The sequence below is a fragment of the Bradyrhizobium sp. USDA 4011 genome (genome assembly GCF_054063415.1).
On record NZ_JBSSGG010000001.1, the window covers coordinates 6,787,637 to 6,814,274 of the forward strand.

The 26,638-nt window shown below is 65.4% G+C and carries 21 protein-coding genes and 2 pseudogenes; 12 read left to right on the forward strand and 11 right to left on the reverse strand.

What is annotated here, in order from left to right; translation table 11 throughout:
• Positions 1 to 85: 85 nt before the first annotated feature.
• The 8 genes and pseudogenes from ACVW1C_RS31970 to ligA all read left to right on the forward strand — a co-directional run.
• Positions 86 to 354, forward strand: a pseudogene (locus ACVW1C_RS31970) (hypothetical protein); the annotation flags it as partial.
• Complete coding sequence (locus ACVW1C_RS31975) at positions 294 to 1,301, forward strand: cell division protein FtsQ/DivIB (RefSeq protein ID WP_456761670.1); 1,008 nt, start codon at positions 294 to 296, stop codon at positions 1,299 to 1,301. The pseudogene ACVW1C_RS31970 and the gene ACVW1C_RS31975, both read left to right, overlap by 61 nt.
• Positions 1,298 to 2,614: a cell division protein FtsA gene (gene ftsA, locus ACVW1C_RS31980; protein ID WP_092115917.1), complete on the forward strand. Its 1,317-nt coding sequence runs from the start codon at positions 1,298 to 1,300 to the stop codon at positions 2,612 to 2,614. Before ACVW1C_RS31975 ends, ftsA begins: the two co-directional genes overlap by 4 nt.
• An 89-nt stretch (positions 2,615 to 2,703) precedes the next feature.
• Positions 2,704 to 4,488: a cell division protein FtsZ gene (gene ftsZ, locus ACVW1C_RS31985; protein WP_456761671.1), complete on the forward strand. Its 1,785-nt coding sequence runs from the start codon at positions 2,704 to 2,706 to the stop codon at positions 4,486 to 4,488.
• A gap of 351 nt (positions 4,489 to 4,839) precedes the next feature.
• Entirely contained in the window at positions 4,840 to 5,802 is a 963-nt protein-coding gene (gene lpxC / locus ACVW1C_RS31990) for a UDP-3-O-acyl-N-acetylglucosamine deacetylase (protein WP_207831801.1), read from the forward strand.
• A 245-nt stretch (positions 5,803 to 6,047) separates the two neighbouring features.
• The gene (locus tag ACVW1C_RS31995) at positions 6,048 to 6,956 is read left to right on the forward strand and encodes an outer membrane protein assembly factor BamD (protein ID WP_456761672.1); all 909 of its coding nucleotides are present in this window, start codon (positions 6,048 to 6,050) and stop codon (positions 6,954 to 6,956) included.
• A 13-nt stretch (positions 6,957 to 6,969) separates the two neighbouring features.
• Entirely contained in the window at positions 6,970 to 8,640 is a 1,671-nt protein-coding gene (recN, locus tag ACVW1C_RS32000) for a DNA repair protein RecN (protein ID WP_456761673.1), read from the forward strand.
• Between the two features lie 8 nt (positions 8,641 to 8,648).
• Positions 8,649 to 10,796 (forward strand): NAD-dependent DNA ligase LigA, encoded by a 2,148-nt coding sequence (ligA, locus tag ACVW1C_RS32005; RefSeq protein WP_456761674.1) that lies wholly within the window; start codon positions 8,649 to 8,651, stop codon positions 10,794 to 10,796.
• A gap of 157 nt (positions 10,797 to 10,953) precedes the next feature.
• Here the strand turns inward: ligA and ACVW1C_RS32010 are convergent, their stop codons facing one another.
• Positions 10,954 to 12,246 (reverse strand): multidrug effflux MFS transporter, encoded by a 1,293-nt coding sequence (locus tag ACVW1C_RS32010; protein ID WP_456761675.1) that lies wholly within the window; start codon positions 12,244 to 12,246, stop codon positions 10,954 to 10,956.
• A 262-nt stretch (positions 12,247 to 12,508) separates the two neighbouring features.
• Positions 12,509 to 14,338, reverse strand: a complete 1,830-nt coding sequence (locus tag ACVW1C_RS32015; RefSeq protein WP_456761676.1) for an aminopeptidase P family protein — start codon at positions 14,336 to 14,338, stop codon at positions 12,509 to 12,511.
• A gap of 187 nt (positions 14,339 to 14,525) precedes the next feature.
• Between ACVW1C_RS32015 and ACVW1C_RS32020 the strand changes: the two genes are divergently transcribed.
• A complete protein-coding gene (locus ACVW1C_RS32020) occupies positions 14,526 to 14,711 on the forward strand; it encodes a hypothetical protein (protein ID WP_173637989.1) in 186 nt (61 codons plus the stop codon).
• 18 nt (positions 14,712 to 14,729) lie between these two features.
• Here ACVW1C_RS32020 and ACVW1C_RS32025 read toward each other — a convergent pair whose 3' ends face one another.
• Together ACVW1C_RS32025 and ACVW1C_RS32030 are read right to left on the reverse strand one after the other, a co-directional pair.
• A complete protein-coding gene (locus ACVW1C_RS32025; RefSeq protein WP_456761677.1) occupies positions 14,730 to 15,236 on the reverse strand; it encodes a hypothetical protein in 507 nt (168 codons plus the stop codon).
• A 1-nt stretch (position 15,237) separates the two neighbouring features.
• Positions 15,238 to 16,125 carry a 50S ribosomal protein L11 methyltransferase gene (locus ACVW1C_RS32030; RefSeq protein ID WP_456761678.1) on the reverse strand — a complete coding sequence of 296 codons (888 nt, stop codon included), beginning with the start codon at positions 16,123 to 16,125 and terminating at the stop codon, positions 15,238 to 15,240.
• Positions 16,126 to 16,296: 171 nt separating this feature from the next.
• Here ACVW1C_RS32030 and ACVW1C_RS32035 point away from each other — a divergent pair, with 171 nt between their 5' ends.
• Positions 16,297 to 16,461, forward strand: coding sequence for a Flp family type IVb pilin (locus ACVW1C_RS32035; RefSeq protein ID WP_456761679.1), 165 nt, complete (start codon positions 16,297 to 16,299; stop codon positions 16,459 to 16,461).
• A gap of 265 nt (positions 16,462 to 16,726) precedes the next feature.
• Here ACVW1C_RS32035 and ACVW1C_RS32040 read toward each other — a convergent pair whose 3' ends face one another.
• Positions 16,727 to 18,328 carry a phytoene desaturase family protein gene (locus tag ACVW1C_RS32040; RefSeq protein ID WP_456761680.1) on the reverse strand — a complete coding sequence of 534 codons (1,602 nt, stop codon included), beginning with the start codon at positions 18,326 to 18,328 and terminating at the stop codon, positions 16,727 to 16,729.
• A gap of 177 nt (positions 18,329 to 18,505) precedes the next feature.
• On the opposite strand from ACVW1C_RS32040, the gene ACVW1C_RS32045 reads away from it, so the two are divergent.
• The gene (locus tag ACVW1C_RS32045) at positions 18,506 to 20,770 is read left to right on the forward strand and encodes a fused MFS/spermidine synthase (RefSeq protein WP_456761681.1); all 2,265 of its coding nucleotides are present in this window, start codon (positions 18,506 to 18,508) and stop codon (positions 20,768 to 20,770) included.
• Positions 20,771 to 20,781: 11 nt separating this feature from the next.
• On the opposite strand, the gene ACVW1C_RS32050 is transcribed toward ACVW1C_RS32045, so the two are convergent.
• Complete coding sequence (locus ACVW1C_RS32050; RefSeq protein WP_456761682.1) at positions 20,782 to 21,630, reverse strand: alpha/beta hydrolase; 849 nt, start codon at positions 21,628 to 21,630, stop codon at positions 20,782 to 20,784.
• A gap of 256 nt (positions 21,631 to 21,886) precedes the next feature.
• Positions 21,887 to 22,679 (reverse strand): annotated as a pseudogene (locus ACVW1C_RS32055) (L,D-transpeptidase).
• 288 nt (positions 22,680 to 22,967) lie between these two features.
• On the opposite strand from ACVW1C_RS32055, the gene ACVW1C_RS32060 reads away from it, so the two are divergent.
• Entirely contained in the window at positions 22,968 to 23,297 is a 330-nt protein-coding gene (locus ACVW1C_RS32060) for a hypothetical protein (RefSeq protein WP_456761683.1), read from the forward strand.
• A 57-nt stretch (positions 23,298 to 23,354) separates the two neighbouring features.
• Here the strand turns inward: ACVW1C_RS32060 and ACVW1C_RS32065 are convergent, their stop codons facing one another.
• The 4 genes from ACVW1C_RS32065 to ACVW1C_RS32080 all read right to left on the reverse strand — a co-directional run bounded on the left by ACVW1C_RS32065 (position 23,355) and on the right by ACVW1C_RS32080 (position 26,587).
• Positions 23,355 to 24,116 (reverse strand): ABC transporter permease, encoded by a 762-nt coding sequence (locus ACVW1C_RS32065; RefSeq protein WP_456761684.1) that lies wholly within the window; start codon positions 24,114 to 24,116, stop codon positions 23,355 to 23,357.
• Entirely contained in the window at positions 24,113 to 25,036 is a 924-nt protein-coding gene (locus ACVW1C_RS32070; RefSeq protein WP_456761685.1) for an ABC transporter ATP-binding protein, read from the reverse strand. The genes ACVW1C_RS32065 and ACVW1C_RS32070 overlap by 4 nt, the downstream gene beginning before the upstream one ends.
• 445 nt (positions 25,037 to 25,481) lie before the next feature.
• Positions 25,482 to 26,177, reverse strand: a complete 696-nt coding sequence (locus tag ACVW1C_RS32075) for an OmpA family protein (RefSeq protein ID WP_456761686.1) — start codon at positions 26,175 to 26,177, stop codon at positions 25,482 to 25,484.
• The gene (locus ACVW1C_RS32080) at positions 26,174 to 26,587 is read right to left on the reverse strand and encodes a hypothetical protein (RefSeq protein ID WP_456761687.1); all 414 of its coding nucleotides are present in this window, start codon (positions 26,585 to 26,587) and stop codon (positions 26,174 to 26,176) included. Before ACVW1C_RS32080 ends, ACVW1C_RS32075 begins: the two co-directional genes overlap by 4 nt.
• Positions 26,588 to 26,638: the final 51 nt, after the last annotated feature.

The window sequence follows — 26,638 nt, forward strand, 5'->3', positions numbered from 1 at the left end:
ACCCGGGCGCTGTTGCTAAAATGCTAACGGGTTCGCGGCAAAGTATTCAGAGCGTTGATCAAAATACACTCCAGGCTGAACTCCTTTACCATTTGTTTACCAGGAAGCCCGAAGGTTAACGCTGGCGGCGCATGTAGCGCTTGGCTGCCGGGGCGTGAGCTGTCGCGGATTACCGCTTCGAGGATCGCAACCAGGGAACAGGGGGCCTCTCTAATCCCACCGGTCTAGCCGAGACGTGATTTGTGCCGGGACCCCGCAGGGTTTGCGGGCGCAACATGTGACGAGCTCGTGCAATGGATGGTGCAGGACGCCTCACCCGATCGCTGCGATCGCTGGGGCCTCAAGCTGACCTGAGAGCAGCCGCTATTGGAGCGGCAGTGCTGCTGCGCGAGTATGTCGGCGCCCATCTCGCGCGTCGCCGCCGGCGTCCCGCCAGGCGGCCGCAGGTGATCGATCGCGAGCCGCCGAACCGCTACATCCTGCTGGTCGAACGCTATCTGCCGCGCCGCATCGGCCTGCTCGCGACGCTCGCGATCCTGTTCGGCAGCCTGGGCTTCGGCATCGTCAGGGGCGGCCATCTCGAGGAGTTCACCACCGCGCTCAGCGACACCCGCAATGCGCTGGCCAATTCCGCGGGCTTCCGCATCACCACCGTCGGCATCAACGGCCGCAAGCAGCTGAGCCAGGATGAGGTGCTTGCGATCGGCGGCGTCAACGGCCGCTCCTCGCTGCTGTTCCTCGACGCCGATACTGTGCGCGCCAAGCTGAAGGCCAATCCCTGGATCGCCGACGCCACGATCCTCAAGCTCTATCCGGGCCGCCTGCAGATCGACATCGTCGAGCGCACCGCCTTCGCGCTGTGGCAGCAGAATGGCCGCCTGTCGGTGATCGCCTCCGACGGCGCGGTGCTCGAGCCCTATGTGTCGCGCCGCTTCCTCAATCTGCCGCTGGTGGTGGGCAAGGGCGCGGACACCCGCGCCCAGGACTTCCTGGCGCTGCTCGACCGTTATCCGCAGGTGCGCTCGGTGACCAAGGCCGCGATCTTCGTCGGCGAGCGGCGCTGGAACCTGCGCCTCAAGGACGGCCTCGACGTCCGCTTGCCCGAGAACGATGTCGGCAACGCGCTGGCCGCGCTCTCCAAGCTCGACAAGGACGAGAAGCTGTTCTCGCGCGACATCGTCGCCGTCGACATGCGCTTGCCCGATCGGCTGATCGTGCAATTGTCCGAGGAAGCCGGCAAGGCGCGCGACGAGCTGTTCAAGGACAAGAAGTCCAAGAAGAAGGCCGGTGACTCCGCATGACCGGCCTCGATCGCAATTTGACCCCGAAGACCCGCCCGATGCAGAAGCGCACCGCGATGGTGGCTTCGCTCGACGTCGGCTCCAGCAAGATCGCCTGCATGATCGCGCGGCTCAGGCCGTCGCCGCCGAACGAGGCGCTGCGCGGCCGCACCCATGCGGTCGAATTGATCGGCTACAGCCAGATCCAGTCGCGCGGCGTCAAGGCCGGCTCCGTCGTCGATCTCGCCGAATGCGAGAAGGCGGTCCGCCATGCTGTGGCGCTGGCCGAGCGCATGGCCAAGGTCCGTGTCGAATCCGTTCTGCTGTCGGTTTCCGGCGGCAGGCTGCATGGCCAGCTGGTTGAAGCCGCGGCCGATATCCACGGCGGCTCGGTGACCGCGGACGATATCAGCCGCGTCACCTCGGCAGGCATGCGCCACGCCGCCGGCGCCGGCCGCACCGTGCTGCACGCGCTGCCGGTCGGCTACGCGCTCGACGGCGTCAAGGGCATCCGCGATCCCAGAGGCATGGTGGCGCGCCAATTCGGCGTCGACATGAACGTCGTGACGTCGGACGCGACGGTTGCCAAGAACCTGATGCTGGTGGTCGAGCGCTGCCATCTCAACGTCGAAGCCATGGCGTCGAGCCCCTATGTCGCGGGCCTGTCGGTCCTGACCGATGACGAAGCCGATCTCGGTGCTGCGGTCGTCGAGATGGGCGCGGGCTCGACGACGATCGCGACCTATTCCGGCGGCCGCCTCGTGCACGCATCCGGATTTGCGCTCGGCGGGCAACACATCACGATGGATCTTGCGCGCGGCATCGGCGCGTGCATTGCGGATGCCGAGCGAATCAAGACTTTATACGGCACGGTGCTGACCGGCGGTTCGGACTCGCGCGAGCTGATGTCCGTTCCCACTGCAGGCGATGATCGGGAGACTCCGCAAATCGTGTCCCGCGCCACGATCGCCAACATTGTCCGGCATCGCGCCGAGGAGATTTTCGAAATGGTCCGTGACCGGCTCGCGGATTCTCCCTTTGCGGCAGAGCCGAGAGCGCGCGTCGTGCTGAGCGGCGGCGCGTCGCAGCTCACCGGCACCGTCGAGCTCGCCACCCGTATCCTGAACCGTCAGGTCCGTATCGGCCGCCCGCTCGGCTTCGGCCGGCTGCCGAACGAGGCGAAGGGCGCGTCGTTCTCGGTGCCGACGGGCCTCTTGGTCTATCCGCAATACGCACATCTTGAACATGTCGAACCGCGGCGTACGCGGCAGCTCAGGACAGGGACAGACGGTTACTTCGGAAAGGTCGGACGATGGCTTCGCGAGGGCTTCTGATGACCACACCCCGGCTCATTGCATTTTCACCAGCTCCTGCGGCCAGCGGCCGGGACGAACCAACGCGCGCATAATCGAGAGAGGCAACCATGGCACTCAATCTGACACCCCCTGACATCAGCGAGCTGAAACCGCGGATCACCGTCTTCGGCGTCGGCGGCGCGGGTGGTAATGCCGTCAACAACATGATCACTGCCGGGTTGCAGGGCGTCGACTTCGTCGTCGCCAATACCGACGCGCAGGCGCTGACCATGTCGAAGGCGCAGCGCATCATCCAGATGGGCACCCAGGTCACCCAGGGTCTCGGCGCCGGATCGCAGCCCGATGTCGGCGCTGCGGCCGCGCAGGAGGTCATGGACGAGCTGCGCGATCACCTGACCGGCGCCAACATGGTGTTCGTCACCGCCGGCATGGGCGGCGGCACCGGCACGGGTGCTGCGCCCGTGATCGCCAAGGCCGCCCGGGAGATGGGAATCCTCACCGTCGGCGTGGTGACGAAGCCGTTCCACTTCGAGGGTCAGCGCCGGATGCGCACCGCCGAGCACGGCATCTCCGAGCTCCACAAGGTGGTCGACACGCTGCTGATCATCCCGAACCAGAACCTGTTCCGGGTCGCCAACGAGAAGACCACCTTCGCCGACGCGTTCGCGATGGCCGACCAGGTGCTGTACTCGGGCGTCGCCTGCATCACCGACCTGATGGTCAAGGAAGGCCTGATCAACCTCGACTTCGCCGACGTCCGCGCCGTGATGCGGGAAATGGGCAAGGCAATGATGGGCACCGGCGAGGCGACCGGCGAGAAGCGCGCGCTGACCGCAGCCGAAGCTGCGATCGCCAACCCGCTGATCGACGATAGCTCGATGAAGGGCGCCCGCGGCCTGCTGATCTCGATCACCGGCGGCAAGGACCTCACTCTGTTCGAGGTCGACGAAGCCGCAACCCGCATCCGCGAAGAGGTCGATGCCGACGCCAACATCATCGTCGGCGCCACCTTCGACGAATCGCTCGACGGCGTCATTCGCGTCTCGGTGGTCGCAACCGGTATCGAGCAGGCCGCGATCGCCTCCCGCGCCCAGGCTCCCGCGCAGCAGCCGGGCGGCTCGCCCGAGAGCCGGCTCGCCGATCTGACCGCTCGCCTGCGTGCCGACAATCAGCGCATGGCCGAGCGTGCCCAGAAGCTGGAACCGCCGACCGGCGTGGCGGTTGCTCCGATTGCAGCTCCCGCCGCGCCCCAGCAGCGTCCGGCCGTCGAGCGCGCCGCACTCGCGGCAATCGCTGCCGCGGTTGCCCCGGACAGCACTCCGGCTCAGGCGCCGATGCAGCCGGGGTCCTACGGTGACGTCACTGTGCGCCCAATCGCCCAGAAGCCGACGTTGTTCCCGGACCACGAGGCGGCCCGCGCCGAACAGCACGAGCCGATGCCGCCCGAGACCTTCATCCCGCAGGCGGCGGAGCGGTCGCCGGTCCGTGCCCCGCGGATGCCGAAGTTCGAGGATCTGCCGATGCCGGCGCAGGCCGAGATCCGCCAGGCCAGCGGTGACGGCGAGGCGGAGCACCCGCAGAAGACCCGGCTGTCGCTGCTGCAGCGGCTGGCCAATGTCGGCCTCGGTCGCCGCGACGAAGAGACCGAGCCGCCGATCGCGGCTCGTGCCTCGGGTCCCGCGATGCCGACGATGCCGCCGCTGCCCGACCGCAAGCCGGCCCGCAGCGTCGCCCAGCAGATCTCGGCGAACGAATCGCCGGTATCGGAATATGCGAAGCGCCCGGCACCGCAGGGATTGGATGCCCATGGCCGCCAGGCGCCTGTTGCCCCAGCGCCACAGGGTGACGACCATCTTGATATCCCGGCCTTCCTGCGCCGGCAGGCAAACTGAAGTTTGTTACAACCTTGGCGATGAAGAAGGCCTCGGCGGGGAACCGCCGGGGCCTTCTCCTTTTGGCGGGCAGGCGGTTGCATCAGGTAAACAAGCAACTGATTTTAAATGATTAATTATTGTTTTGGTGGTCAGATGGCCCCTCGCCGAAGGCCGTTTTCGCTGCCGCAATTGGGTTAACCTTGGGCGCGAATGCGGCGGAGATGGGGTAACAATCGGTAAAGAAGCGTGAGTTGGCGCCATTTGGGGCTGTGACTATGGTCTGCCGGGACTTGGGGAGCTCATGCGAGTCGGCCTTGGGGAAGTTTGGCCACTTGATGTTGAGCGAAGTCGGGTAGTGGGCATTATCGAATGAAGTTCAGCCGTCAGACAACGCTTCGGTCGCAAGCCACCGTGACTGGCGTAGGCGTCCATTCCGGTCTTCCTGTTAGTCTCACGCTGGGACCTGCACCTGTCGATGCGGGTTTTATTTTCGTCCGCACCGGTCTCGACGGTGCCGACCGCGAAGTTACCGCCACCGCCGACGCTGTGATCGCAACCGAATTCGCGACGGTGCTGGGTGACCGCGAAGGGCCGCTGGTTTCGACCGCGGAGCATGTTCTCGCCGCGCTGCGCGGCATGGGCGTCGACAATGCCACGATCGAAGTCGATGGCGCAGAAGTTCCGATCATGGACGGTAGCGCTGCGGCGTTTGTCGCGGCTATCGATCAGGCTGGCATTGTGACCCAGCCCGGCGTCCGCCGCTTCATCCAGGTGCTGAAGCCGGTGCAGGTCAAGATCGGCGATGCGATGGGCGAGCTGCGTCCGTTCGCCGGCGGGTTCCGCGCCGAAGTCGAAATCAATTTCGCCAACAAGGTGATCGGTCACCAGACCTACTCCTTCGATCTGTCGCCGGAAGGCTTCCGCCGCGAAGTTGCGCGAGCCCGCACCTTCGGCTGCATGAATGACGTGGCGCGGCTGTGGGGTGCTGGCTTCGCGCTCGGCGCCTCCTTCGACAACACCGTGGTGTTCGACGAGGCCCGCCTGCTCAACGCCGAGGGCCTGCGCTACGCCGACGAGTGCGCCCGCCACAAGGTGCTCGACGTGATCGGCGATCTGGCGCTGGCCGGCCTGCCGCTGCTCGGCAGCTACCGTTCGGTCCGCGGTGGCCACAAGCTCAACAACGCGGTGCTGAAGGCGCTGCTCGCCGACCGCAGCGCCTGGCGCGTGGTCGAATCGGAGACCGCCCGGCGGCCGGTCCGCGGCCATGTCGAAGCCGGTGCAAGCACGGTGGGCGGCCTGGTCGCCCCGGCCTACGGTCCGGACGTGTCCTGATCGCCGCAGGCGGTCTGGCCCAATTTCCGTAATAACCACAGCAGGCTGTGAGTGTCGCCGGGTCGCCTTATTCCCGGCGGATTGGCTGCCTATTCGGTTGGTCGACGGTCATTTTTCGGTTAAACAGGCCCGCGGCTGCCTTGATCCGGCGCCAACGGCACGAGAGATATTGCATCCGTGATCGCGGTTCATGGGTGGAGTGGGGTCGCCGTTAACCGCATCAAAGGCGTCAGGTTTTACAATCCATGTCGGCAATGCGTATGGCGCTCGAACAACGCAATTCTTCTGACGTCTCCGGCCTGACCAAGGCCGCGCGCACGCTGCGCTTCGCGGCGGGCCTGATCGTGCTGGCATTGCCGCTCTCAGCCTGCGGCACCGGCGCGCTGTGGGACAAGTTCATGGCCAAGGACGACACGTTCGTCGATGAGCCCGCGGACAAGCTCTACAATGAGGGCTTGTACATGATGAACGAGAAGAAGGACCTGAAGGCCGCTTCGAAGAAGTTCGAGGAAGTCGACCGTCAGCATCCCTATTCGGACTGGGCGCGCAAGTCGCTCCTGATGTCGGCCTATTCGTACTATCAGGCGGGCGACTACGACAGCTGCATCGGCTCCGCCACCCGCTACGTGACGCTGCATCCCGGCAGCCCGGACGCCTCTTACGCCCAGTACCTGATCGCGGCATCGCATTTCGACCAGATCCCGGACATCTCGCGCGACCAGAGCCGCACCGAGAAGGCGATCGCGGCACTCGAAGAGGTGGTGCGCAAATATCCGACCTCCGAATACGCCACCCAGGCCAAGAACAAGATCCAGGCCGCGCGCGACCAGCTCGCCGGCAAGGAGATGGCGGTCGGCCGCTACTACGTCGAGAAGCGCGACTACACCGCCGCGATCAACCGCTTCAAGACCGTCGTCACCCAGTACCAGACCACCCGCCACGTCGAAGAGGCGCTCTACCGGCTTACCGAGGCCTATATGGCGATCGGCATCGTGGGCGAGGCGCAGACCGCCGCCGCGGTGCTCGGCCACAATTTTCCGGACAGCCGCTGGTACAAGGACGCGTATAATCTAGTAAAGTCCGGCGGTCTCGAGCCGAGCGAGAATCAGGGATCCTGGATCAGCAGGACCTTCAAGAAGATAGGTCTCGGCTAGGAATTGTCCTCGCATGCTGGCCCGTCTGTCGATCCGTGACATCGTCCTGATCGAACGGCTTGATATCGAATTTTCCCGTGGCCTGGCGGTGCTGACCGGCGAAACCGGCGCCGGCAAATCCATCCTGCTTGATGCCTTTGCGCTGGCGCTCGGCGGCCGCGGCGATGCCGGACTGGTGCGTCATGGCGCCGAGCAGGGCCAGGTCACCGCCACGTTCGATGTCCCGAAGGGGCACCCGGCCGCCAGGATCCTTGCCGAGAACGGCCTCGACGACACCGGCGAGATGATCCTGCGCCGCGTGCAACTCGCCGACGGCCGCACCCGCGCGTTCATCAACGACCAGGCGATCAGCGTGCAGACCCTGAGGGCGGTCGGCGCGGCTCTGGTCGAGATCCACGGCCAGCACGACGAGCGCGCTTTGGTCGACGCCTCCACCCACCGGCAGCTGCTCGACGCCTTCGCCGGCCACGAGAAGGACGTCGCGGCGCTGGAAGCACTGTGGGACGTCAGGCGGACCGCCAACGTGGACCTCGACGAGCATCGCGCCGGCATGGAGCGGGCCGCGCGCGAGGCCGACTATCTGCGCCATGCCTCCCAGGAGCTGAAGACGCTGGCGCCGAAGGAGGGCGAGGAGACCGAGCTCGCCAACCGCCGTACCACCATGATGCAGGGCGAGAAGGTCGCGACCGATCTGCGCGAGGCGCAGGAGGCGATCGGCGGCTCGCATTCGCCGGTGTCGGCCCTGTCGGCCGCGGTGCGGCGGCTGGAGCGGCGTGCTGCCAATGCGCCCAGCCTGATCGAGCCGGCGGTCAAGGCGATCGATATCGCGATCAATGCGCTGGAAGAGGCCGACCAGCATCTCCACGCCGCACTGGCGGCGACCGATTTCGATCCGGCCGAGCTCGAACGGATCGAGGAGCGGCTGTTCGCGCTGCGCGCCGCCTCGCGCAAATATTCGACGCCGGTCGATCTGCTGGCGGCGCTGGCGGCGCAATACGCCGATGACGTCGCGCTGATCGATGCCGGTGCCGATCAGTTGAAGAAGCTGGAAGCGGCCGCAGCCGAGGCCGACAAGCGCTATGCTGCCGCGGCGGCAAAGCTATCGGCGGCGCGCGCCAAGGCGGCCGAGAAGCTCAACAAGGCCGTCAATGCCGAGCTCGCGCCGCTCAAGCTCGAGCGTGCGAAATTCATGACGCAGGTCGAGGCCAATGCCGCCGCGCCGGGGCCGCAGGGCATCGACCGCGTCGAGTTCTGGGTGCAGACCAATCCGGGGACCAAGCCGGGGCCGATGATGAAGGTCGCCTCCGGCGGCGAGCTGTCGCGCTTCCTGCTGGCGCTGAAGGTCGTGCTGGCCGATCGCGGCTCGGCGCCGACTTTGGTGTTCGACGAAATCGACACCGGTGTCGGCGGCGCGGTGGCGGATGCGATCGGCTCGCGGCTGGCGCGCCTCGCCGGCAAGGTGCAGGTAATGGCAGTGACGCATGCGCCGCAGGTCGCAGCCCGCGCAAGTCAGCATCTTCTGATCTCCAAGGATGCGCTCGACAAGGGCAAGCGGGTCGCCACCCGCGTCAACGCGCTCGCCGCCGACCACCGCCGCGAAGAGATCGCACGCATGCTGGCCGGCGCCGAGATCACTGCGGAGGCGAGGGCAGCGGCGGAGCAGCTGCTTAGGGCCGCGAGCTAGTTGCGCCCATGGCCACCAAGGCGAAGAAAGCGCTGGTCGACGTCGACAAGCTCACCAAGGCCCAGGCCAAGGTCGAGTTGACGCGGCTTGCGCTCGAGCTCGAAGGCCACGACAAGCGCTATTATCAGGACGACGCGCCCAGCGTCACCGATGCCGAATACGACGCGCTGCGGCAGCGTTACAACGCGATCGAGAAGCGCTTCCCTGAATTCGTCACCGCGGAATCTCCCTCGCAGAAGGTCGGCGCCGCGCCGTCGGGGCGCTTCAAGAAGGTGCGCCATTCCGTCCCGATGCTGTCGCTCGACAACGCGTTTGCGGAAGCCGACGTGGTCGACTTCGTCGGACGCATCACACGCTTCCTGAAGCTGCCGGACGACAAAATCGATCTCTCGGCCGAGCCGAAGATCGACGGGCTCTCGATGTCGCTGCGCTACGAGGGCGGCGAACTCGTCACTGCGGCGACGCGCGGCGACGGCGCCGAAGGCGAGGACGTGACCGCGAACATCCGCACGCTGGAGGATGTGCCGCAGAAGCTCAAGGGCCGCAACGTGCCCGAGGTCTGCGAGGTGCGCGGCGAGGTCTATATGACCAAGAAGGCGTTCCTGGCACTGAACGAGCGGCAGAAGGCTGAAGGCGGCACCATCTTCGCCAATCCGCGCAATTCGGCGGCCGGCTCGCTGCGGCAGAAGGATCCTGGTATCACCGCCTCGCGGCCGCTCGGTTTCTTTGCCTACGCCTGGGGCGAGATGAGCGCGATGCCGGAAGAGACCCAGACCGGCATGATCCACTGGTTCGAGCGCTGCGGCTTCAAGACTAATCCGTTGACCAAATTGTGCCACTCGGTCAACGAACTGATCGCCTTCCATCGCAAGATCGAGGAGCAGCGCGCCAGGCTCGACTACGACATCGATGGCGTCGTCTACAAGGTCGATCGCATCGACTGGCAGGAACGGCTCGGTTTCGTGTCGCGCACGCCGCGCTGGGCGATCGCGCACAAATTCCCGGCCGAGCGCGCCATGACCGTGCTGCGCGACATCGAGATCCAGGTCGGGCGCACCGGCTCGTTCACGCCGGTCGGCAAGCTCGAGCCGGTCGGTGTCGGCGGCGTGATCGTGCAGAACGTCACGCTGCACAATGAGGATTACGTCAAGGGCATCGGCAACAAGGGCGAGGTGCTGCGCGAGGGGCGCGACATCAGGATCGGCGACACCGTGGTGATCCAGCGCGCCGGCGATGTGATCCCGCAGGTCGTCGATGTCGTGATCGACAAGCGGCCGAAGAGCGCGAAGGAATTCCACTTTCCGAAGAAGTGCCCGTGCCCGCTGCACACCGACGTTGTGCGCGAGGAGACCGCGACCGGCGAGGAGGGCTCGCGGCTGCGCTGCAGCGGCGAGTTCGCTTGTCCGTTCCAGAAGATCGAGCACCTCATTCTGTTCGTGTCGCGACGGGCGTTCGACATCGACGGCCTCGGCGTGAAGCAGCTGCAATATTTCTTCGACGAGGGCTGGGTCAAGGAGCCTGCCGACATCTTCACGCTGCCGAAGCGCAACGCGAAGCTGAAGCTCGAGGACATCGAGGGCTATGGCGAAACCTCGGTGCGCAATCTGTTCGCCGCGATCGACAGCCGCCGCCGGATCGGGCTGGAGCGCTTCATCTATGCACTCGGCATGCGCCATGTCGGGGAGACCACCGCACTGGCGCTCGCGCGCGGCTACGGCTCGTGGGAGGCGTTCCACGATGCCTGCCTGAAGGTCGCCAAGGGCGACGAGGAGGCCATCGCCGAGATGGATGCGCTCGACCAGATCGGCGACACCGTGATCAAGAGCATCGCGGACTATTTCGGCGAGAGCCATAATCGCGGCATCGTCGAGCGCCTGACCAGGGAGCTCGACGAGATCATCGACGCCGAGAAGCCGAAGAGCAATTCGGCGATCTCTGGGAAAACCGTGGTTTTCAGCGGGACGCTGGAAAAGATGACGCGTGACGAGGCCAAAGCTAACGCCGAGAGGCTCGGCGCGAAGGCCGCCAGCTCTGTGTCTAAGAAGACAGATTACCTAATTGCGGGACCCGGTGCGGGCTCGAAATTGACGGATGCCCAGAAACACGGCGTCACCGTGCTGACCGAAGACGAGTGGCTCAAGCTGATTGGAGAGTAAGGCGCGGCGCCGCCGCACTCACCGCTGTCGTCCTCCGCGAAAGCGGGGGACCCAGTATTCCAGAGACAGTCATTGTTGAGCGGACAGGCCGCGGCGTACTGGATCCCCGCAGGCGCGGGGATGACGTTGGGAGAATGGGGTGGGTGCTGCGCGCGCCTCACATCATCCCCTGCTCATCCTCCTCGGCCTGTGCGATCAGCTCTTCGCTCACCACCACGCTTCGCCGCGGCACGACGAAGATCATGGTGCAGGCGCAGGCGAGCGAGATCGCGAATAGCGCCGATGTCAGCGGCAGCGTGGTGGTGGAGTGGCCGCCGAGATAGGCGCCGAACTGCGAGATCAGCGAGCCGATACCCTGTTGCAGGAAGCCCATGGCGCCCGAGGCGGTGCCGGCGGCCTCGGGGCGGATGCTGATGGCGCCGGCGGCCGAATTGGCCATCACGAAGGCATTGGCGACCATCACGATCATCTGGGTGCCGAACAGCCAGAGCGGCGCCTGGTTCAGCCCGGCGAAACTCCAGATCAGGTTCAAGAGACTGCCGCCTACCTGCAGCGCGAGGCCGAACCAGATCAGCTTCTCCAGCGAGTGCCGCGGTGCGAAGCGGACGCACAGCACATTGCCGATGAAGTAGCCGAACCCCGTCATCGCGAACCACGCGCCGTATTCGGCGCTGCTGCGGCCCATCTGGGTCACCACGATGTAGGGACCGCCGCCGGCGAAGGCGAAGATGATCTGTGACGCCAGCACCTGGCACAGCAGATAGCCGACGAAGGCGCGGCTGCGCATCAGCCTGCCGAGATCGCCGCGGAAGCTGGAGCTGTCGGTGCGGTCGCGGCGGGTTTCGGGCAGTGCCAGTGCGATGAAGATCGTGGTGATCAGCGACGCCGCAGTGATGAGATAGAGGATCGCGCGCCAGCCGAATGCGGTTTCCAGCAGACCGCCGGTGAGCGGGCTCACCATCTGCGCGATCATCAGCGCGGCGACGACGAGGCTGATCATGGCGCCGACCCGCTCGCGCGGATAGAGATCGCGGATGATGGCGCGGCTGATCACCATGCCACTGGCGCCGCCGAGCGCCTGGAAGAAGCGCGCCGCGATCAGCTGCGGCAGGGTCTCGGCGAGGTCAGAGCCGATGCCGGCCACCACCATCAGCCCGAGGCCCGCGAGCAGCACCGGGCGGCGGCCGAACTTGTCGGACAGCGGCCCCATGATCAGCTGCGACAGCGCGATGCCGACCATGTAGAGCGACACGGTCATCTGCGCGATTCCGATGTCGCGGCCGAACGTGGTCGCCAGCACCGGCAGCGCCGGAACCAGCATGTAGAGCGAGATCGGCGCGACGCCCGTCATCACGACGAGCATCAGCAGCATGACCTTCGATGTCGCGATGTCGTTGTCTTTGATATTGTCTTGGGCCGCGCCGGGCGGCCTGCCCATCACGCCGTGCATTCAGGTCCGTTTCCGCATTGTGGAAAGACTGTAGCGTGCCCGTTCGCGCGGAATACGTGTGTTTCGGCATACGCCCATGCGAATTCGGGCGACGTTTCGCCTCACGCAACAACAATCACCGCTGTCGTCCTCCGCGAAAGCGGGGGACCCAGTATTCCAGAGGCGTCAGTATGAGAAGAAGAGGCCGCGGCGTACTGGATCCCCCGCTTTCGCGGGGGATGTCACCGAGGGCGAGGAGCTGGGAGTGCTAATCTCGACGCCGCTACTTCAACGCCGCCGTCGCCTCGTCGAGCCACAGCTTGGTGGCGTTGTCGTCGAGATGCGGGCGCACCACGCGCGCGACGCGGGCGTGGTAGTCGTTGAGCCAGGCCAATTCGCCTTCGCTCAGCATGCTCACCTCGATCAGGCGGCGATCGATCGGCGCCAGGGTCAGCGTCTCGAACGCGTTGACCGGCTTCTCGGCGTCGGCAATGTCGGTGCCGATCACCAGCTCGAGGTTCTCGATCCTGATGCCGTAGGCGTCGGTCTTGTAGTAGCCGGGCTCGTTGGATAGGATCATGCCGCGCTTCAGCGGCGTGGTGCCGAGCTTCGAGATCCGCGCCGGCCCTTCATGGACGCTGAGATAGCTGCCGACGCCGTGGCCGGTGCCGTGCTCGAAATCGATCCCGGCCTGCCAGAGATATTGCCGCGCGAAGCTGTCGAGCTGCGCGCCGGTGGTGCCGTCGGGGAAGATCGCGCGGGCGATCGCGATATGGCCGCGCAGCACGCGGGTGAAGCGGTCGCGCATCTCGTCGGTCGGCTTGCCGATCGCGATGGTGCGCGTGACGTCGGTGGTGCCGTCCTCATATTGCGCGCCGGAATCGATCAGCAGGAGATCGCCGGGCGCGATGCGGCGGTTGCTCTTGCGCGTCACGCGATAATGCACGATGGCGCCGTTCGGACCGGTGCCGGCGATGGTCGGGAACGAGACGTCCTTCAGCGCGCCGGTCTGGCGGCGGAAGGTTTCCAGCGCCTCGACGGTGTCGATCTCGGTGAGGTGGCCCGAGGGCGCCTCGCGGTCGACCCAGGCGAGGAAGCGGACGAGCGCCACCGCGTCGCGCTGGTGCGCGGTGCGCGTGCCGTCGATCTCGGTGAGGTTCTTGACCGCCTTCAGCAGGCTGACCGGATCGCTGCCGCGCACCGGCTTGCCGCCGGCGCCGGCGATCAGGCGGCTCAACGCGTCTGCCGCGGTCGCGCTGTCGAGTGCGATCGATGCGCCGCGTTTGGCGAGCTCGGTCAGTTTTAGTGTCAGCGCCGCCGGCTCCTCGACATCGGCGGACTGCTCGAGATGGTCGCGGGTCGCGTTGGACAGCTTGCGGTGATCGATAAACACCAGCGGCCGGCCTTCCTTGGGCACCAGCGCGTAGGACAGCGGCAGCGGCGTATGCGAGACGTCGGCGCCGCGGATGTTGAAGGTCCAGGCCACCGCGTGGCTGTCGGAGAGCACCAGCGCATCGACGCCGAGCTTGTTGATCTCGAGCCGGATGCGCTTCAGCTTCTCGGCCTCGATCTCGCCGGAAAACTGCGCGCCGTGGATCGCGACCGGGCCGAGCGGCGGTGCCGGCCGTTCGTGCCAGATCGTATCGACCGGGTTGCCGTCAACGGCGACCAGTTCGGCGCCGGCCTTGGCGCAGGCCGCCGCCAGCCGTTCGGCTGCCGCAGAAGTGTGCAGCCACGGGTCAAATCCTAGGCGGTCGCCGGCTGCCAGATGCCGGGTCAGCCAGTGCTCCGGCGGCGGATCGACCAGCGGTTCGACCTGCCAGGCCTTGCGATCGACCTGCTTGCCGGCCTGCAGCGTGTAGCGCCCGTCGACGAACAGGGCGGCTTCCTTGCTCAGCACGATCGCGAGCCCGGCCGATCCGGTGAAGCCGGTCAGCCAGGCTAGCCGCTCCTCGGACGCCGCAACATATTCATTCTGCTGCTGATCGGCGCGCGGAACCACAAACCCGGTCAGCTTGCGCCGCGCCAATTCCTCGCGCAGTGCACTTAAGCGCGCGGTCAGCGCCACGCCGCCTTCGGGCTCTTCGAACGTCTGGAAATGGGCTTCGAACATCGCCTTTGCACTCTCTTCGGATGCAGCATGATCTTCGCGCCAACGCGCTGAGGCATGACCACATTTTTGGCATTACTTATGCTTGAATCATGGCATAGTTGAAGTGACTGGACGATGTCCACCATCGCCGGTCAAGTGTACGGGGGGTGTCCAGGAGTGTCTCAACTCAACGGTGAGGAGATGCACGATGCCTGCATTCACGTTTGAGAAGATCTCGCCGCCGGTTCGCCGCGGGCCGATCGCACCGGTCGAGCAGAAGCAACGTGGCGTCATCGTCCAGATGCTCGACCGTTTGGTCGAGGCGCGGGCCAGACGCGCGGCCGCTCAAGGCAAGGCCGACACGGCCGGCCGCGATTCCGCAGCACCCGAATAACCAATCCGCAGATCGCGTTTACGGTGCGAGGTCGGACGCCTTCGCCACGGTTACATTGACGACCCTGGTGCCCTCGAGTTCACGCACGATCCGTTCATCGGGGCCGACGACACCCAGATCGAATTCGCGTTCCGGCGTCAGCAGCGTCATGCGCTGACCGACGATCACGACGACGGTCATGTCGAGCGGCTCGCCGGCTATCGCCCATTCCCTGAGCTCGTTGCGAAACGGCTCCCTGCGCCAGGCATTCGGGAAGCCCGGATCGCATCTGACCTCGAGGCCATCGTCGGACGTGGTCAGGACGAGCTTCGACCTAGAGGGCTTCCAGTGCTCCTCCAGCAGTTCGTTGACCAGCCAGACGCAGCTGAACGCGCGGCACTCCGCCGGCCGGCTTCGATAGATCCGGCAGCCGCGCCCCGGCTTGCAATGCGCACACCATGCGTTGGCCGGCTTTGCCAGCTGCTCGATCGCCATCACCTTGCAGCAGAGCGTGCAGTCGCCGCACTGCCTGCCGGCCGCGGTCATTTCACCTGACCGAGCGCAGCAGCAGGCTGCTCCAGCCCTCGATCTTCAGATGCCGCAGCGGCACCAGCCCGCGGGCGCGATAGGCGGCGATGACCGCCGGTGCCTGATGCGTCAGCAAGCCCGAGAGGATGACCTGCGCCGACGATGCGAGGTGCTGGGCCATCGGCCCTGCCAGCTGGCGCAGCGGATTGGCGAGGATGTTGGCGAGCACCAGATCGAACGGCCCGTCCTCGGCAAACCGCGGCGACGCAAAGCCGGTGGCACGGATCACATCGACCAGATGTCCTGCCCCGTTCAGCCGGGCATTCTCCTCGGCGACCCGTACCGACGGCGGGTCGATGTCGCTCGCCAGCACCTTGCGATGCTGGGCCTTGGCGGCGGCGATCCCCAGCACGCCGGTCCCGGTGCCGAGATCGAGCACCCGGCGGGGCTGATAGGCCTTCAGCACGTGGTCAAGCAGCAGCAGGCAGCCGCGCGTGGTGCCGTGATGGCCGGTGCCGAAGGCGAGCGCCGCCTCGATCTCGATCCCGAGCTTGTTTGGCGGTATCTTGTGCCGGTCATGCTGGCCGTGGACGATGAACCGGCCGGCCGCGACCGGGACCAGATCTTCCAGGCTGGCCTTGACCCAGTCCTTCGCCTCGACGGTGTCAAATACCAAAGTTGATGCGACATCCTGTCGCATCACTGCTTGGCCGACCAGCTCGCGCAGTGGGGCCTGGTCCGGCGCCTCGGCAAAGTGGACCGTGACGTCCCAGCGGCCGTCGGGCCGTTCGAAGGCCGCAAAAGCCGCCTGATCCTCGAAAAACATTTCGGAAAGCGCGTCGACCACGCGCTTTGCGGTCGGTTCGTCTGGAAGGGTGATGCTGGCGCGGTGTGTGGATGGGGTCATCGGAGGCCGGTAGCGCGGTTTTTGTTAAAGTTTCAACCCGGATTCAATCGAATATCGCGAAAATTGATAGGTTCCCGATTCACACAACCTTAGATACCGCCGTATTAGTACGGTGGCGGAACGCGGGAACTCCCCTGTTCCAAAGGCATCACAACCCAGGGCAGGGCTCCAATGAAGACTCTTTTCGTTAGGTTCTTGAAGAATGAATCCGGCGCGACCGCCATCGAATACGGCCTGATTGCGACCGGCATCGCCATCGCCATCATCGCCGCAGTGAATGGCGTCGGCTCGAGCTTGAGCGGGACGTTCAGCACGGTCGCCAGCTCGCTCAAGTAATTTCGCACGAGCAAGCACCGGGCAACGAGGCCCGGTGTTTTCTTTTTGACAGGTTGCCCACAGAGCCTCACGCAGCCTGTCCACAGGGCGTCAAGCGCGTCGTCCCGGGGTTGTCGGCCGCTGTTCCACAGGCAGTCCACCGGGATACGCACCGATTGTCCCGCCGAGGGACACCGGGCCTGACTGCGGTCGACCCACAGCTTCTCAACAGGCCTGTCCACAGCTTGGCCCGGCCCTGACTGCGCCGCCCGATGCGCCCTCCGCCCTATGCGAACAGCGCGCGATGGTCGGCGAGGACGGCCCGCGCGGCGTTGTGGCCGGGCGCGCCGGTGACCCCGCCGCCGGGATGGGCCCCGGAACCGCAATGGTAGAGACCGCGCAGCGGTCCGCGGTAGTCGGCATGGCCGAGCATGGGACGCGCCGAGAACAGCTGGTTCAGCGTCAGCGAGCCGTGAAAGATGTCGCCGCCGAGCAAGCCGAACTGCCGCTCGAGGTCGAGCGGCGACAGGATCTGGCGGCCGATCACACTGCCTGCGAAGCCGGGGGCGTAGTTATCAACGGTTGCGATCATCAGGTCAGCGACCTCTTCGCGATGGTCGTCCCATGATTTGCCGTCGGGCAATTGCGGCGCGACGTGCTGGCAGAACAGGCTCGCGACATGCTGGCCCGGCGGGCTCAAACTGTCGTCGAGCGTCGACGGGATCAGCACCTCGACGACGGGCGCGCGGCTCCAGCCGAATTCGCGCGCATCGCGCCAGGCGCGATCCATGTAGCCGAGACCAGGCGCGATGATGATGCCCGCAGTGAGGTGATCGCCCGGGCCGGGCAGCGCGGTGAACGAGGGCAGGGTATCAAGCGCCACATTCATCCTGAACGTGCCGGAGCCGTTCTGCCATCGCCCGATGCGCGTGCGGAATTCGGTTGCCAGCGCGCCCTCCGGCACCAGCTGCGTGTAGAGCAGCTTCGGGTTGACGTTGGAGACGACATATTTGGCGCGTATCGTCTCGCCATTGTCGAGGATGACGCCGGTGGCGCGATCCTTCTCGACGATCACCTCGCGGACGCCGGCATCGGTTTCGATCTCGACGCCATGGCTGCGCGCGGCATGCGCCATCGCCTGGGTAATCGCGCCCATGCCGCCGATCGCGTGGCCCCAGACGCCCTTCTTGCCGTTCACCTCGCCGAACGCATGGTGCAGCATCACATAGGCCGAGCCGGCCGCGTAGGGGCTGGCATAATTGCCGACGATGGCGTCGAAGCCGAACAGCGCCTTGACGAGGTCGTTCTCGAAACGCTCGTCGAGCATCTCGCCGGCCGAGCGTGTAAACAGGTCGAGCAGGTCGCGCTGTTGTTCGAGCGACAGCCGGCGCAGGATGTTGGCGGTGCCAAGCGCGTTGAAGGCTTCACTCATGGCGCCGAGGCCAAAACCCTCGACCAGGTTCGGCGGTGCGCGCAGCACGAACTGGCGCAGCACGTCGGCGATGGCTTCGAGTTCCCCCGAGAACACGCCGATCGTGGCCGCATCCCGCTGGCTCAGTCTCTCGACCGACTGCTGGGTACGGCCTTCGCCGGTCAGCAGGTAGCTGCCGTCGGGCGCGGGGAGGAAGTTCTGGGCGCGCCGCTCCACGATCTTGAGGCCGTGCTCGGCAAGTTTCAGGTCGGAGATGATCTGCGGATTGAGCAGGCTCACCGTGTAGGCGGCGACCGAATTGCGGAAGCCCGGACAAAACTCTTCGGTGACGGCGGCGCCGCCGACCACCTTGCGGCGTTCCACGACCTTCACCCGCAGCCCCGCCATCGCGAGATAGGCCGCGCAGGTGATGCCGTTGTGCCCCGCACCGATGATGACGACGTCTGTTTCGTTCATGTCCGCTTCAAGAAGCAGTGATTAGAGCACGTGCTGTGGCGCCGCAGCGCCGCGTCGTCAAGTCCGCGTGACCGCGGTTTCTTGTCCGTGATACTGCCGTATGCTCAATCCCAATCCCCGGTGCGGTGCGCCGGACCGTCCGCCTCCGGCGCCCGCCCGGTCCATGCCGGAGCTTTCATGACATCTGAGCCGTCCGCCTCGCGAAACCGGCTGGTGCTGGTTGTCTACACCGCGGCGATCTTCGTCAGTGCCCTGTTGCTGTTCTCGGTGCAGCCGCTGTTCACCAAGATGGTGCTACCGCGGCTCGGCGGCTCGCCGGCGGTGTGGTCGGTAGCAATGGTGTTTTTCCAGTCGCTGCTGCTTGGCGGCTACGCCTACGCACATCTGCTGATGAAGCTGAACAGCCGCATCGTTCCGATCGCGGTGCACCTGGTGCTGCTCATCGTCGCGCTCGCTACATTGCCGTTGTCGATCCGGAGTGGATGGGGCGAGCCGCCGACCTCGGGCTATGCGGTCTGGCTGCTCGGCCTGTTCGTGGTCTCGATCGGCCTGCCGTTCTTCGCGCTCGCCGCCAACAATCCGCTGCTGCAGGCCTGGTTCGTGCGCACCGGCCACCCCAACGGCCCCGATCCGTATTTCCTCTATGCGTCCTCGAACATCGGCAGCTTCCTGGCGCTGCTGTCCTATCCGGTGCTGCTCGAGCCGATGTTCACCTTGCGCACCCAGAACCTGATCTGGACCGGCGGCTATGGGCTGCTGATCGTCCTGATCGCAAGCTGTGGCGTGCTGCTGTCGCGGTCGGCGGCCTATGCCGCCGCGCTCGATATGCAAGCCGATGATGCCAATGCGCCGGCGCCGTCCTGGTCGCGGCGGGCGCGCTGGATCTTCCTGGCTGCCGTCCCGTCCGGCCTGCTGATCGCGGTGACCGCGCATATCTCGACCGACGTCGCGGCGGCCCCCTTGCTCTGGGTGCTGCCGCTGTCGCTGTATCTGTTGACCTGGGTGCTGGTGTTCCAGTCGCGGCCGCTGCTGCCGCACAAATGGATGCTGCTGGCGCAGCCGCTGGCGATTGCCGGCGTGGTGATCCTGTTAGCAGTCGGCGGCGAGCAGAACCTGCTGCTTACGCTCGGCGGCCATCAGCTCTGCTTCTTCGTCATCGCGATGGCCTGCCATGGCGAGCTCGCGCGCACCCGCCCCGCGGCGAAATATCTCACCGGCTTCTATGTCGCGCTGTCGTTCGGCGGCATGATCGGCGGCCTGTTCGCGGGGCTGATCGCGCCGTTCACCTTCTCATGGATCGCCGAGTATCCGATCCTGCTGGCGCTCGCGGCGCTGTGCCGTCCGCCGGGCGGCGCGGAGCGGCTGCCGCGCTGGAGCGCCTGGTATTGGCCGTTCCTTGCGGTGCTGGCGGTGGCGCTGATCGCGCCGAGCTATTCGGCCGGCGACATCTTCAACTGGTTCGACGACCACCGGGTGTGGGTGATCGGCGCAGTCGGCGTGCTCTCGGCGCTGCTCGCGCTCGCACTGAACGCCAATCGCTGGAAGATCTTCGCCACCGTCGTGGTCGCGCTGGTGGTGCTGCGCGCCTATCCATCCGACGATGGCCGCGTCGAAACCGTGCGCAGCTTCTTCGGCGTGCACAAGATCGTCGTGACGTCGAACGGGCAGTATCACGTGCTGATGCACGGCACCACGATCCACGGCGCCGAGAAGTTCAAGAACAACGACGGCACGCCGGTCACCGGAAAGCCGGAGCCGATCAGCTACTATCACAAGGACGGCGGCATCGGGCAGGCCATCACCGCAATGCGCGAGCGCAAGGGCGCGCCGCTGAAGGTGGCTGTCATCGGTCTCGGCTCGGGGACGTTGACCTGCGCATCGGTCCCCGGCGAGGACTGGCGATTCTTCGAGATCGACCAATCGATGGTCGATACCGCGCGCGACCCGAAATACTTCACCTACATCCAGAGCTGCGAGCCGAACCTGAAGCCCGTGATCGGCGACGCGCGGCTGACCTTCGCCAAGGAGCCGGACGGCGTCTACGATCTCATCATCGTCGACGCCTATTCGTCGGACGCGATCCCGATCCATCTCGCGACCGAGGAGGCGATGGCGATCTACAAGGAGAAGCTGGCGCCGCAGGGCGCGGTCGTGATGCATGTCTCCAACCGGCATCTCGAACTTGCCAGCGTCGTGGTCGGCATCGCCGATGCCAACGACATGAAAAGCTGGGTCTACAGCGAGGATTCCGGGCGCGACAACGAGTACATCTTCTCGACCTCGGTCGTGGTCTCCGCGCGCGAGGACGCCGATGTCGGCAAGCTTGCGTCGTCCGATGTCTGGATCGAAACCGACGCCAACGAGAAGCAGCGGGTCTGGACCGACGATTATTCGAACGTGCTGGGCGCTGTCTACCGGCGCTTGCGTGACGGCGAGCAGTAGGCGGTCGTTCGCTACTTGTTGTCGGGGGCGGCCGGCTTGTCCTTGTCCTGGCTCGACGCCGAAGCCGCCAGCAGCGGCAGCGTCGGCGGCGCTTCGTCCTCATCGAGGAATTGCTCCACGCCGGCCTGGATCGACGACTTCGCGCTGCCAGGGCCGCGGTCGCTGAGGTCGTTGTGCTGGAATTCGGTTCTGACCACCTTGATGCCGAGTCTGGCGCAGGTCTCGTCGTCAGGCACGACGCCCGGGTCTGCCTTGAACACCGGATCCCTGGAGCGGAACGACAGGATCTTGATCTTGCTGTCGGTGATGAAGGGGACGCGCAGATTGTCCAGCGTCACGACCTTCTTGACCAGGTCCGGATGCTGCCTGGCGAAGAACATCGAGATGTCGCCGCCATTGGAGTGGCCGATCAAGGTCAGCGCGCGATAGTTCGCGTTCGGATAGAGCTTCTTCAACTCGTCGATCGCATACATGATGTTGAAGACGCCGCGATTATATTGCATGCGGCGGCCGACATATTCCTCGCCGACTTTGGTCACCATCGGCGCATCGGTGTCGAGATCATGCTGAATGCTGACCACGAGGTAGCCGCGTGACGCGAACACGTTGGTGAGGAACGAGTACTCGGTGTTCCTGACGGTGTTGCCGTGGCTCAGGATCGCGACCGGCAGCTCGATCATCTCAGCCATCGCCTGCATTTGCCGGTCGCGCCGGACCGCGACCTCGACCGTGACGTTGCGATCGTCGCGCAGAACGTCGTGGAACGTCAGCGTCGTGCGACGGATGGCCCATTTGTCCGTCGTGAAATAGCCGGCCATCGCGACGATGCACAGGCAAAGGACAATGATGCCCCGTTTCATGTCGACCTCTGATATTGCCTACGCGACCCGCGCTTCTCGCCCTGGTTTCACGGGCATTCCGCGTCAATCGGCCTCGATGGGCCGGGAGGGCGCTCTTGCCGCCGAATATCGGGCTAGTTTTACAATCAGATGACGGCGCGACGACGGGCCACGGCGCACGACGACGCGGGCCTTTTGCGACGGTCACAAGCGGGTGAGGGGAGCGTGAACTGACGCCGCGCTGCCTGCGGCGCCGCCAGTGGATCCGGGGAGCTGTTCAGTCCTGATAGTTGTTGCCGTAGAAGCCGTGCTGCTGCTGGTAGTACGGCCGCGGCTGATAGTAGCCTTGCGGCGCCGCCGCGTAGCCCTGGTTGCCGTAGTATTGGCTGGCCGTAGGCCTGCGCGCCGTAGACGCGGCGGCTTGACGGCGGCGCCGGGTAACGCTGGTCGGTCGAACTGCCGTCGGCCGGATAGATGTAGCCGTCATCGGGGCGGGTCTGCGCCGCCGGATATTCGCGCCGCTGCGGCGTCAGGACGACAGGGTCCCCGGCGGCGGCGGTGCCGTACTCCTCGTCTTGCTGCGGCGCCCGGCGGGCGACGGCGGTGCCGTTGCGCCCACGCGGATTGCGCGCCAGCGCGACCTGCGCCGAACCGGTCAGCGTCACCGTGGTGTTGAGCACGCCTTCCTTCTGGACCAGCGCGTAGAGCGTCGTTGCGTTGTCGCGCGACAGCCGGACGCAGCCATGCGAGGCCGGCGTGCCGAGGCGGCCGACCGAGTCGGTGCCGTGGATCGCGTGCCCGATCTTGGTGAAGAAGATCGAATGCGGCATCGGCGCATCGTCGAATTCCTTGGAGTAATGATCCTCTTCCATGCGGAAGGCGCGGAAGCTGCCGTTCGGCGTTTCGCGCGAGGGGATGCCGGTCGAGACCGGCCAGTGATAGCGCGCGACGCCGTCGACCGCGACGGTCATCTGCTGGTTGTCCTTGTCGATGGTGATATCGACCTTGGCCTGCGCGGCGCCAGCCGTGAACAGCATCACGGAAGTGAACGCAATGAGGAACGAACGCATTTTACCTTTGGTCTCCAGGCCTGATCGCAAAGCCGCGGCTGTCCGTCCCCGGCAACCAATATGCACGGAATCCGAATTTGGTTCCAGTGGCGGACCTGGTGCATCGTTAATCCCGCACGCGGCGCAAACAAGGCCGAAGCCGAGCTGGGCTGTCACCGCGGGCTGACATTTTCGCGAGCAGGCCGCGACCGCGACCCCAAAGCGTCGCCGACACGCAACCATTTGGCCGCATAGGCGTTTCACAATCCCGCCCAGCGGCGCGTTCGCGTCGCGCATCAAGGAATCCAGATGAACAACACCAAGGTTAAGACCGCGGCCGTCGTCTCAGCCGGCCTCTCCGCGCGGCTCCTGCTTGCGGCCGCAGCCCTCGCTTGGGCGCTGGTGGCAGTCCCCCATGCCGGCCATGCCCAGGGCATCGTCCGCGGGGCGCATGAAGGCGCTTATGAAGGCAATCGGGTCGCCGGCCCAGTAGGTGGCGTGGTTGGCGGGGCCGTCGGCGCCGGCGTCGGTGGCGCCATGGGCGCGGTCAAGGGCGTGTTCGGTATCCCGGATCGCGGCTACCGCCGTGGCCACCGTTGTCGCGGCTATTACCGCCACGGCCACTTCCACTGCTACTGAGGCGGTGGCTGTCATTCCGGAGGCGCGCGAGCGCCCCGGAACGGTTGCCTTCGCGAGTCAGTTCTTCAGCCGGTAGCCGGTCCGGAAGATCCAGGCCACGATCACCATGCAGGCGATCAGGAAGCCCGCGGTCATGCCGAGGCTCAGTCCGACGCTGACATCGGCGATCTCGTAGAAGCTCCAGCGGAAGCCCGAGATCAGATAGACCACGGGATTGAGCAGCGTGATGGTGCGCCAGCCCGACGGCAGCATGTTCACGGAATAGAAGCTGCCGCCGAGGAAGGTCAGCGGCGTCACCACCAGCATCGGGATCATCTGCAGCTTCTCGAAGCCGTCGGCCCAGATGCCGATGATGAAGCCGAACAGGCTGAAGGTGACTGCCGTCAGCACCAGGAAGGTCAGCATCCAAATCGGATGCTGGATATGCAGAGGTACGAAAAGTCCGGCGGTGGCCAGGATGATCAGGCCGAGGATGATCGACTTGGTGGCGGCCGCGCCGACATAGCCGATGACGATCTCGAAATAGGAAATCGGCGCCGACAGGATCTCGTAGATCGTGCCGACGAATTTCGGGAAGTAGATGCCGAACGAGGCGTTGGAGATGCTCTGCGTCAATACCGACAGCATCACGAGCCCCGGCACGATGAAGGTGCCGTAGCTGACGCCCTCGACCTCGGTGATGCGCGAGCCGATCGCGGCGCCGAACACCACGAAATACAGCGAGGTCGAGACCACCGGGGAGACGATGCTCTGCAGCAGCGTGCGCCAGGTGCGCGCCATTTCGAACAGGTAGATCGCCCGGATCGCGCGGTAGTTCATGGCGCCCTCACCAGGCTGACGAAGATGTCCTCCAGCGAGGACTGCTTGGTGTCGAGATCGGAGATCCGGACGCCGGCATTGCGCAGATCGTTGAGCAGGCTGGTGATGCCGGTGCGATCGCCCTTGGTGTCGTAGTCGTAGGTCACCGCGTGGCCGTCGTCGGAGAGTTCGAGATTGTAGCTGGCGAGCGCCGGCGGAACGGCGTCGAGCTTGCCCTGCAGGTGCAGCGTCAGCTGCTTCTTGCCGAGCTTCTGCATCAAGGTCGCCTTGTCCTCGATCAGGATGATCTCGCCCTTGTTGATGACGCCGATGCGGTCGGCCATCTCCTCGGCTTCTTCGATGTAATGCGTGGTCAGGATGATGGTGACGCCGGCCGCCTGCAGCGTGCGGACCACTTCCCACATCCCCTTGCGCAATTCGACGTCGACGCCGGCGGTGGGCTCGTCGAGGAACAGGATCTGCGGCTCATGCGACAGCGCCTTGGCGATCATCACACGGCGCTTCATGCCGCCAGACAGCTCGATGATCTTGCTGTCCTTCTTGTCCCACAGCGACAGGTCTTTGAGCACCTTTTCGATATGGGCGGGGTTCTTCGGCTTGCCGAACAGGCCGCGACTGAAGCTGACGGTAGCCCAGACCGACTCGAAGGCGTCGGTGTGCAGTTCCTGCGGAACCAGCCCGATCATCGACCGCGCCGCGCGATAATCGGCGATGATGTCGTGTCCGCCGATCGAAATGCGGCCCTCGCTCGGATTGGCAATGCCGCAGATGATGCTGATCAGCGTGGTCTTGCCGGCGCCGTTCGGCCCGAGCAGCGCGAAGATCTCGCCTTTGACGATGTCGAGATTGATGCCCTTCAGCGCCTTGAAGCCGGAGCCATAGGTCTTTGACAGATTGGATACGGAAATGATCGGCGACATGCAGGATCGGATGCGTGAGGGAAGGGCGCGCGCGGATGGGGGCCCGAGAGCGGGGCGTGATGCGGGTTCAGCCCAGATAGGGACGCACGGTCCGTTCTGCAATCGGTCGGCGAGGGAGAAATTTATTCTGCGGCGTGCACCGTTCCCGCCTGCGGGCAGGACCATCGCATAAGGCGCTTGCGGCTTCTGCAACTGACGTGTCCACCGTGGCCGGCCTATCGAACGAGGCCGATAGCCTGCCGCCTTAGGCGTGCACCGCCAAAATATCGAAAACAACCCCATGCAAAGGAGCCGGCGGCTGCCGGCGGACATTTGCAATTTGACGCTTCGGGCAAATCAGCGGTAATCTTCTAGTATTCCGAAATCGTGGAGGCGCCCCTCGCTCCGGGGCCATCGCATACGGGCGGGAGGGGACGCAGTTCCGACGCCCCGCTATTCAATCCAATCAGTGCCGCTTCGCCGGTTTCGCCGGCTTCTTGGCGGCCGCCGCCGGGGCGAGGTGCGCGGGCGGCGCGATATCTGCGACCTTGGCGACCAGCATGATCTGCACCTGGTTGTTGACCGGCGCATTGGGGCGGGAGGGGTCGAGCAATTGCTCTTCGCCGAGCCCGACCGACTGCAGGCGCTTCGCCGTGATCTTGAAGGTGTTGACCAGGATGTCGCGGATCGCGTCGGCGCGCCGCTGGCTCAGCAGCGCGTTGTTCTCGCGCCGTCCGGTCGATTCGATGTGACCGACGATCAGGAACGTGTACGGCAGCAGCGAAGAGTGCGTCAGCGCATCGGCGATCCGCCCGACGGACTGGTAGGAGTCCGGCAGCACGATCGGCGTGTCGACGTCGAACTGGATGTCGGCGTTGAATGTCGGCAGGTTGGTCAGGTCGGGAGCGATCGGCGGGCGCTTTTGCGGCGGCGGCTCGTTCTTCGATCGTGACCGCGATCGTTCGAGCACCTGCTGGCGCAATGCGGGGACGTCGATCGTTGCGTCCGTCTCGTAATGATTCAGCTTGGCGATGACGTCGTCGCGCGTGATGGCGGCGGTCTGCGCCTGTGCAGGGGCGAGCGGCATCGCCAGCAAGACCAGCGTGCCGACCACGGCCAAGAGGTCAAGTTCGCGCAAGCCTCGCGTCTTCAGGCGCATCATTGATACCCCGCGTCATTGATCGCCTGGGCGCAATTGCGGCTGAGGCCCTTGGCGCCGACGAGGCAGGGCACCGATTTGCTGGTCTCCTTGGTCGAGCCGCCGCAGACCTTGACGATCTCGCGGGTGCATGCGTTGGCAACCGTCACGCGCGCCGCGATCCGCTTCTGGATCGCGTCGAGAGTGGAGAAATAGCTCTCCTTGCACTGCGGCGAGATCACATCGCGATTGCGCGACAGGCACTCCTTGAGGCGGTTGGAGTCGAGATTGACGCCGCGGCAATTGGCGGTGATGTCGGCGCCGCAGGCCCTGGCGAGCTGCGCTGCGGAATCGCCAAAGCTGATCGTCTCCGCGACCGCCAGCGACGGCGCGGTGAGCGCAATGACAAAAAGGAAAAACCCACCCCGGACCATGGGGCCATCTCAACCCGTGAAATCAGCGATGGTCAAGGGCTACGAACAGGG

Coding starts and splice junctions, on each gene's coding strand:
- ACVW1C_RS31975 (WP_456761670.1), top strand. CDS start 294: ATGGATGGTGCAGGACGCCTCACCCGATCGCTGCGATCGCTGGGGCCT.
- ftsA (WP_092115917.1), top strand. CDS start 1,298: ATGACCGGCCTCGATCGCAATTTGACCCCGAAGACCCGCCCGATGCAG.
- ftsZ (WP_456761671.1), top strand. CDS start 2,704: ATGGCACTCAATCTGACACCCCCTGACATCAGCGAGCTGAAACCGCGG.
- lpxC (WP_207831801.1), top strand. CDS start 4,840: ATGAAGTTCAGCCGTCAGACAACGCTTCGGTCGCAAGCCACCGTGACT.
- ACVW1C_RS31995 (WP_456761672.1), top strand. CDS start 6,048: ATGTCGGCAATGCGTATGGCGCTCGAACAACGCAATTCTTCTGACGTC.
- recN (WP_456761673.1), top strand. CDS start 6,970: ATGCTGGCCCGTCTGTCGATCCGTGACATCGTCCTGATCGAACGGCTT.
- ligA (WP_456761674.1), top strand. CDS start 8,649: ATGGCCACCAAGGCGAAGAAAGCGCTGGTCGACGTCGACAAGCTCACC.
- ACVW1C_RS32010 (WP_456761675.1), bottom strand. CDS start 12,246: ATGCACGGCGTGATGGGCAGGCCGCCCGGCGCGGCCCAAGACAATATC.
- ACVW1C_RS32015 (WP_456761676.1), bottom strand. CDS start 14,338: ATGTTCGAAGCCCATTTCCAGACGTTCGAAGAGCCCGAAGGCGGCGTG.
- ACVW1C_RS32020 (WP_173637989.1), top strand. CDS start 14,526: ATGCCTGCATTCACGTTTGAGAAGATCTCGCCGCCGGTTCGCCGCGGG.
- ACVW1C_RS32025 (WP_456761677.1), bottom strand. CDS start 15,236: ATGACCGCGGCCGGCAGGCAGTGCGGCGACTGCACGCTCTGCTGCAAG.
- ACVW1C_RS32030 (WP_456761678.1), bottom strand. CDS start 16,125: ATGACCCCATCCACACACCGCGCCAGCATCACCCTTCCAGACGAACCG.
- ACVW1C_RS32035 (WP_456761679.1), top strand. CDS start 16,297: ATGAAGACTCTTTTCGTTAGGTTCTTGAAGAATGAATCCGGCGCGACC.
- ACVW1C_RS32040 (WP_456761680.1), bottom strand. CDS start 18,328: ATGAACGAAACAGACGTCGTCATCATCGGTGCGGGGCACAACGGCATC.
- ACVW1C_RS32045 (WP_456761681.1), top strand. CDS start 18,506: ATGACATCTGAGCCGTCCGCCTCGCGAAACCGGCTGGTGCTGGTTGTC.
- ACVW1C_RS32050 (WP_456761682.1), bottom strand. CDS start 21,630: ATGAAACGGGGCATCATTGTCCTTTGCCTGTGCATCGTCGCGATGGCC.
- ACVW1C_RS32060 (WP_456761683.1), top strand. CDS start 22,968: ATGAACAACACCAAGGTTAAGACCGCGGCCGTCGTCTCAGCCGGCCTC.
- ACVW1C_RS32065 (WP_456761684.1), bottom strand. CDS start 24,116: ATGAACTACCGCGCGATCCGGGCGATCTACCTGTTCGAAATGGCGCGC.
- ACVW1C_RS32070 (WP_456761685.1), bottom strand. CDS start 25,036: ATGTCGCCGATCATTTCCGTATCCAATCTGTCAAAGACCTATGGCTCC.
- ACVW1C_RS32075 (WP_456761686.1), bottom strand. CDS start 26,177: ATGATGCGCCTGAAGACGCGAGGCTTGCGCGAACTTGACCTCTTGGCC.
- ACVW1C_RS32080 (WP_456761687.1), bottom strand. CDS start 26,587: ATGGTCCGGGGTGGGTTTTTCCTTTTTGTCATTGCGCTCACCGCGCCG.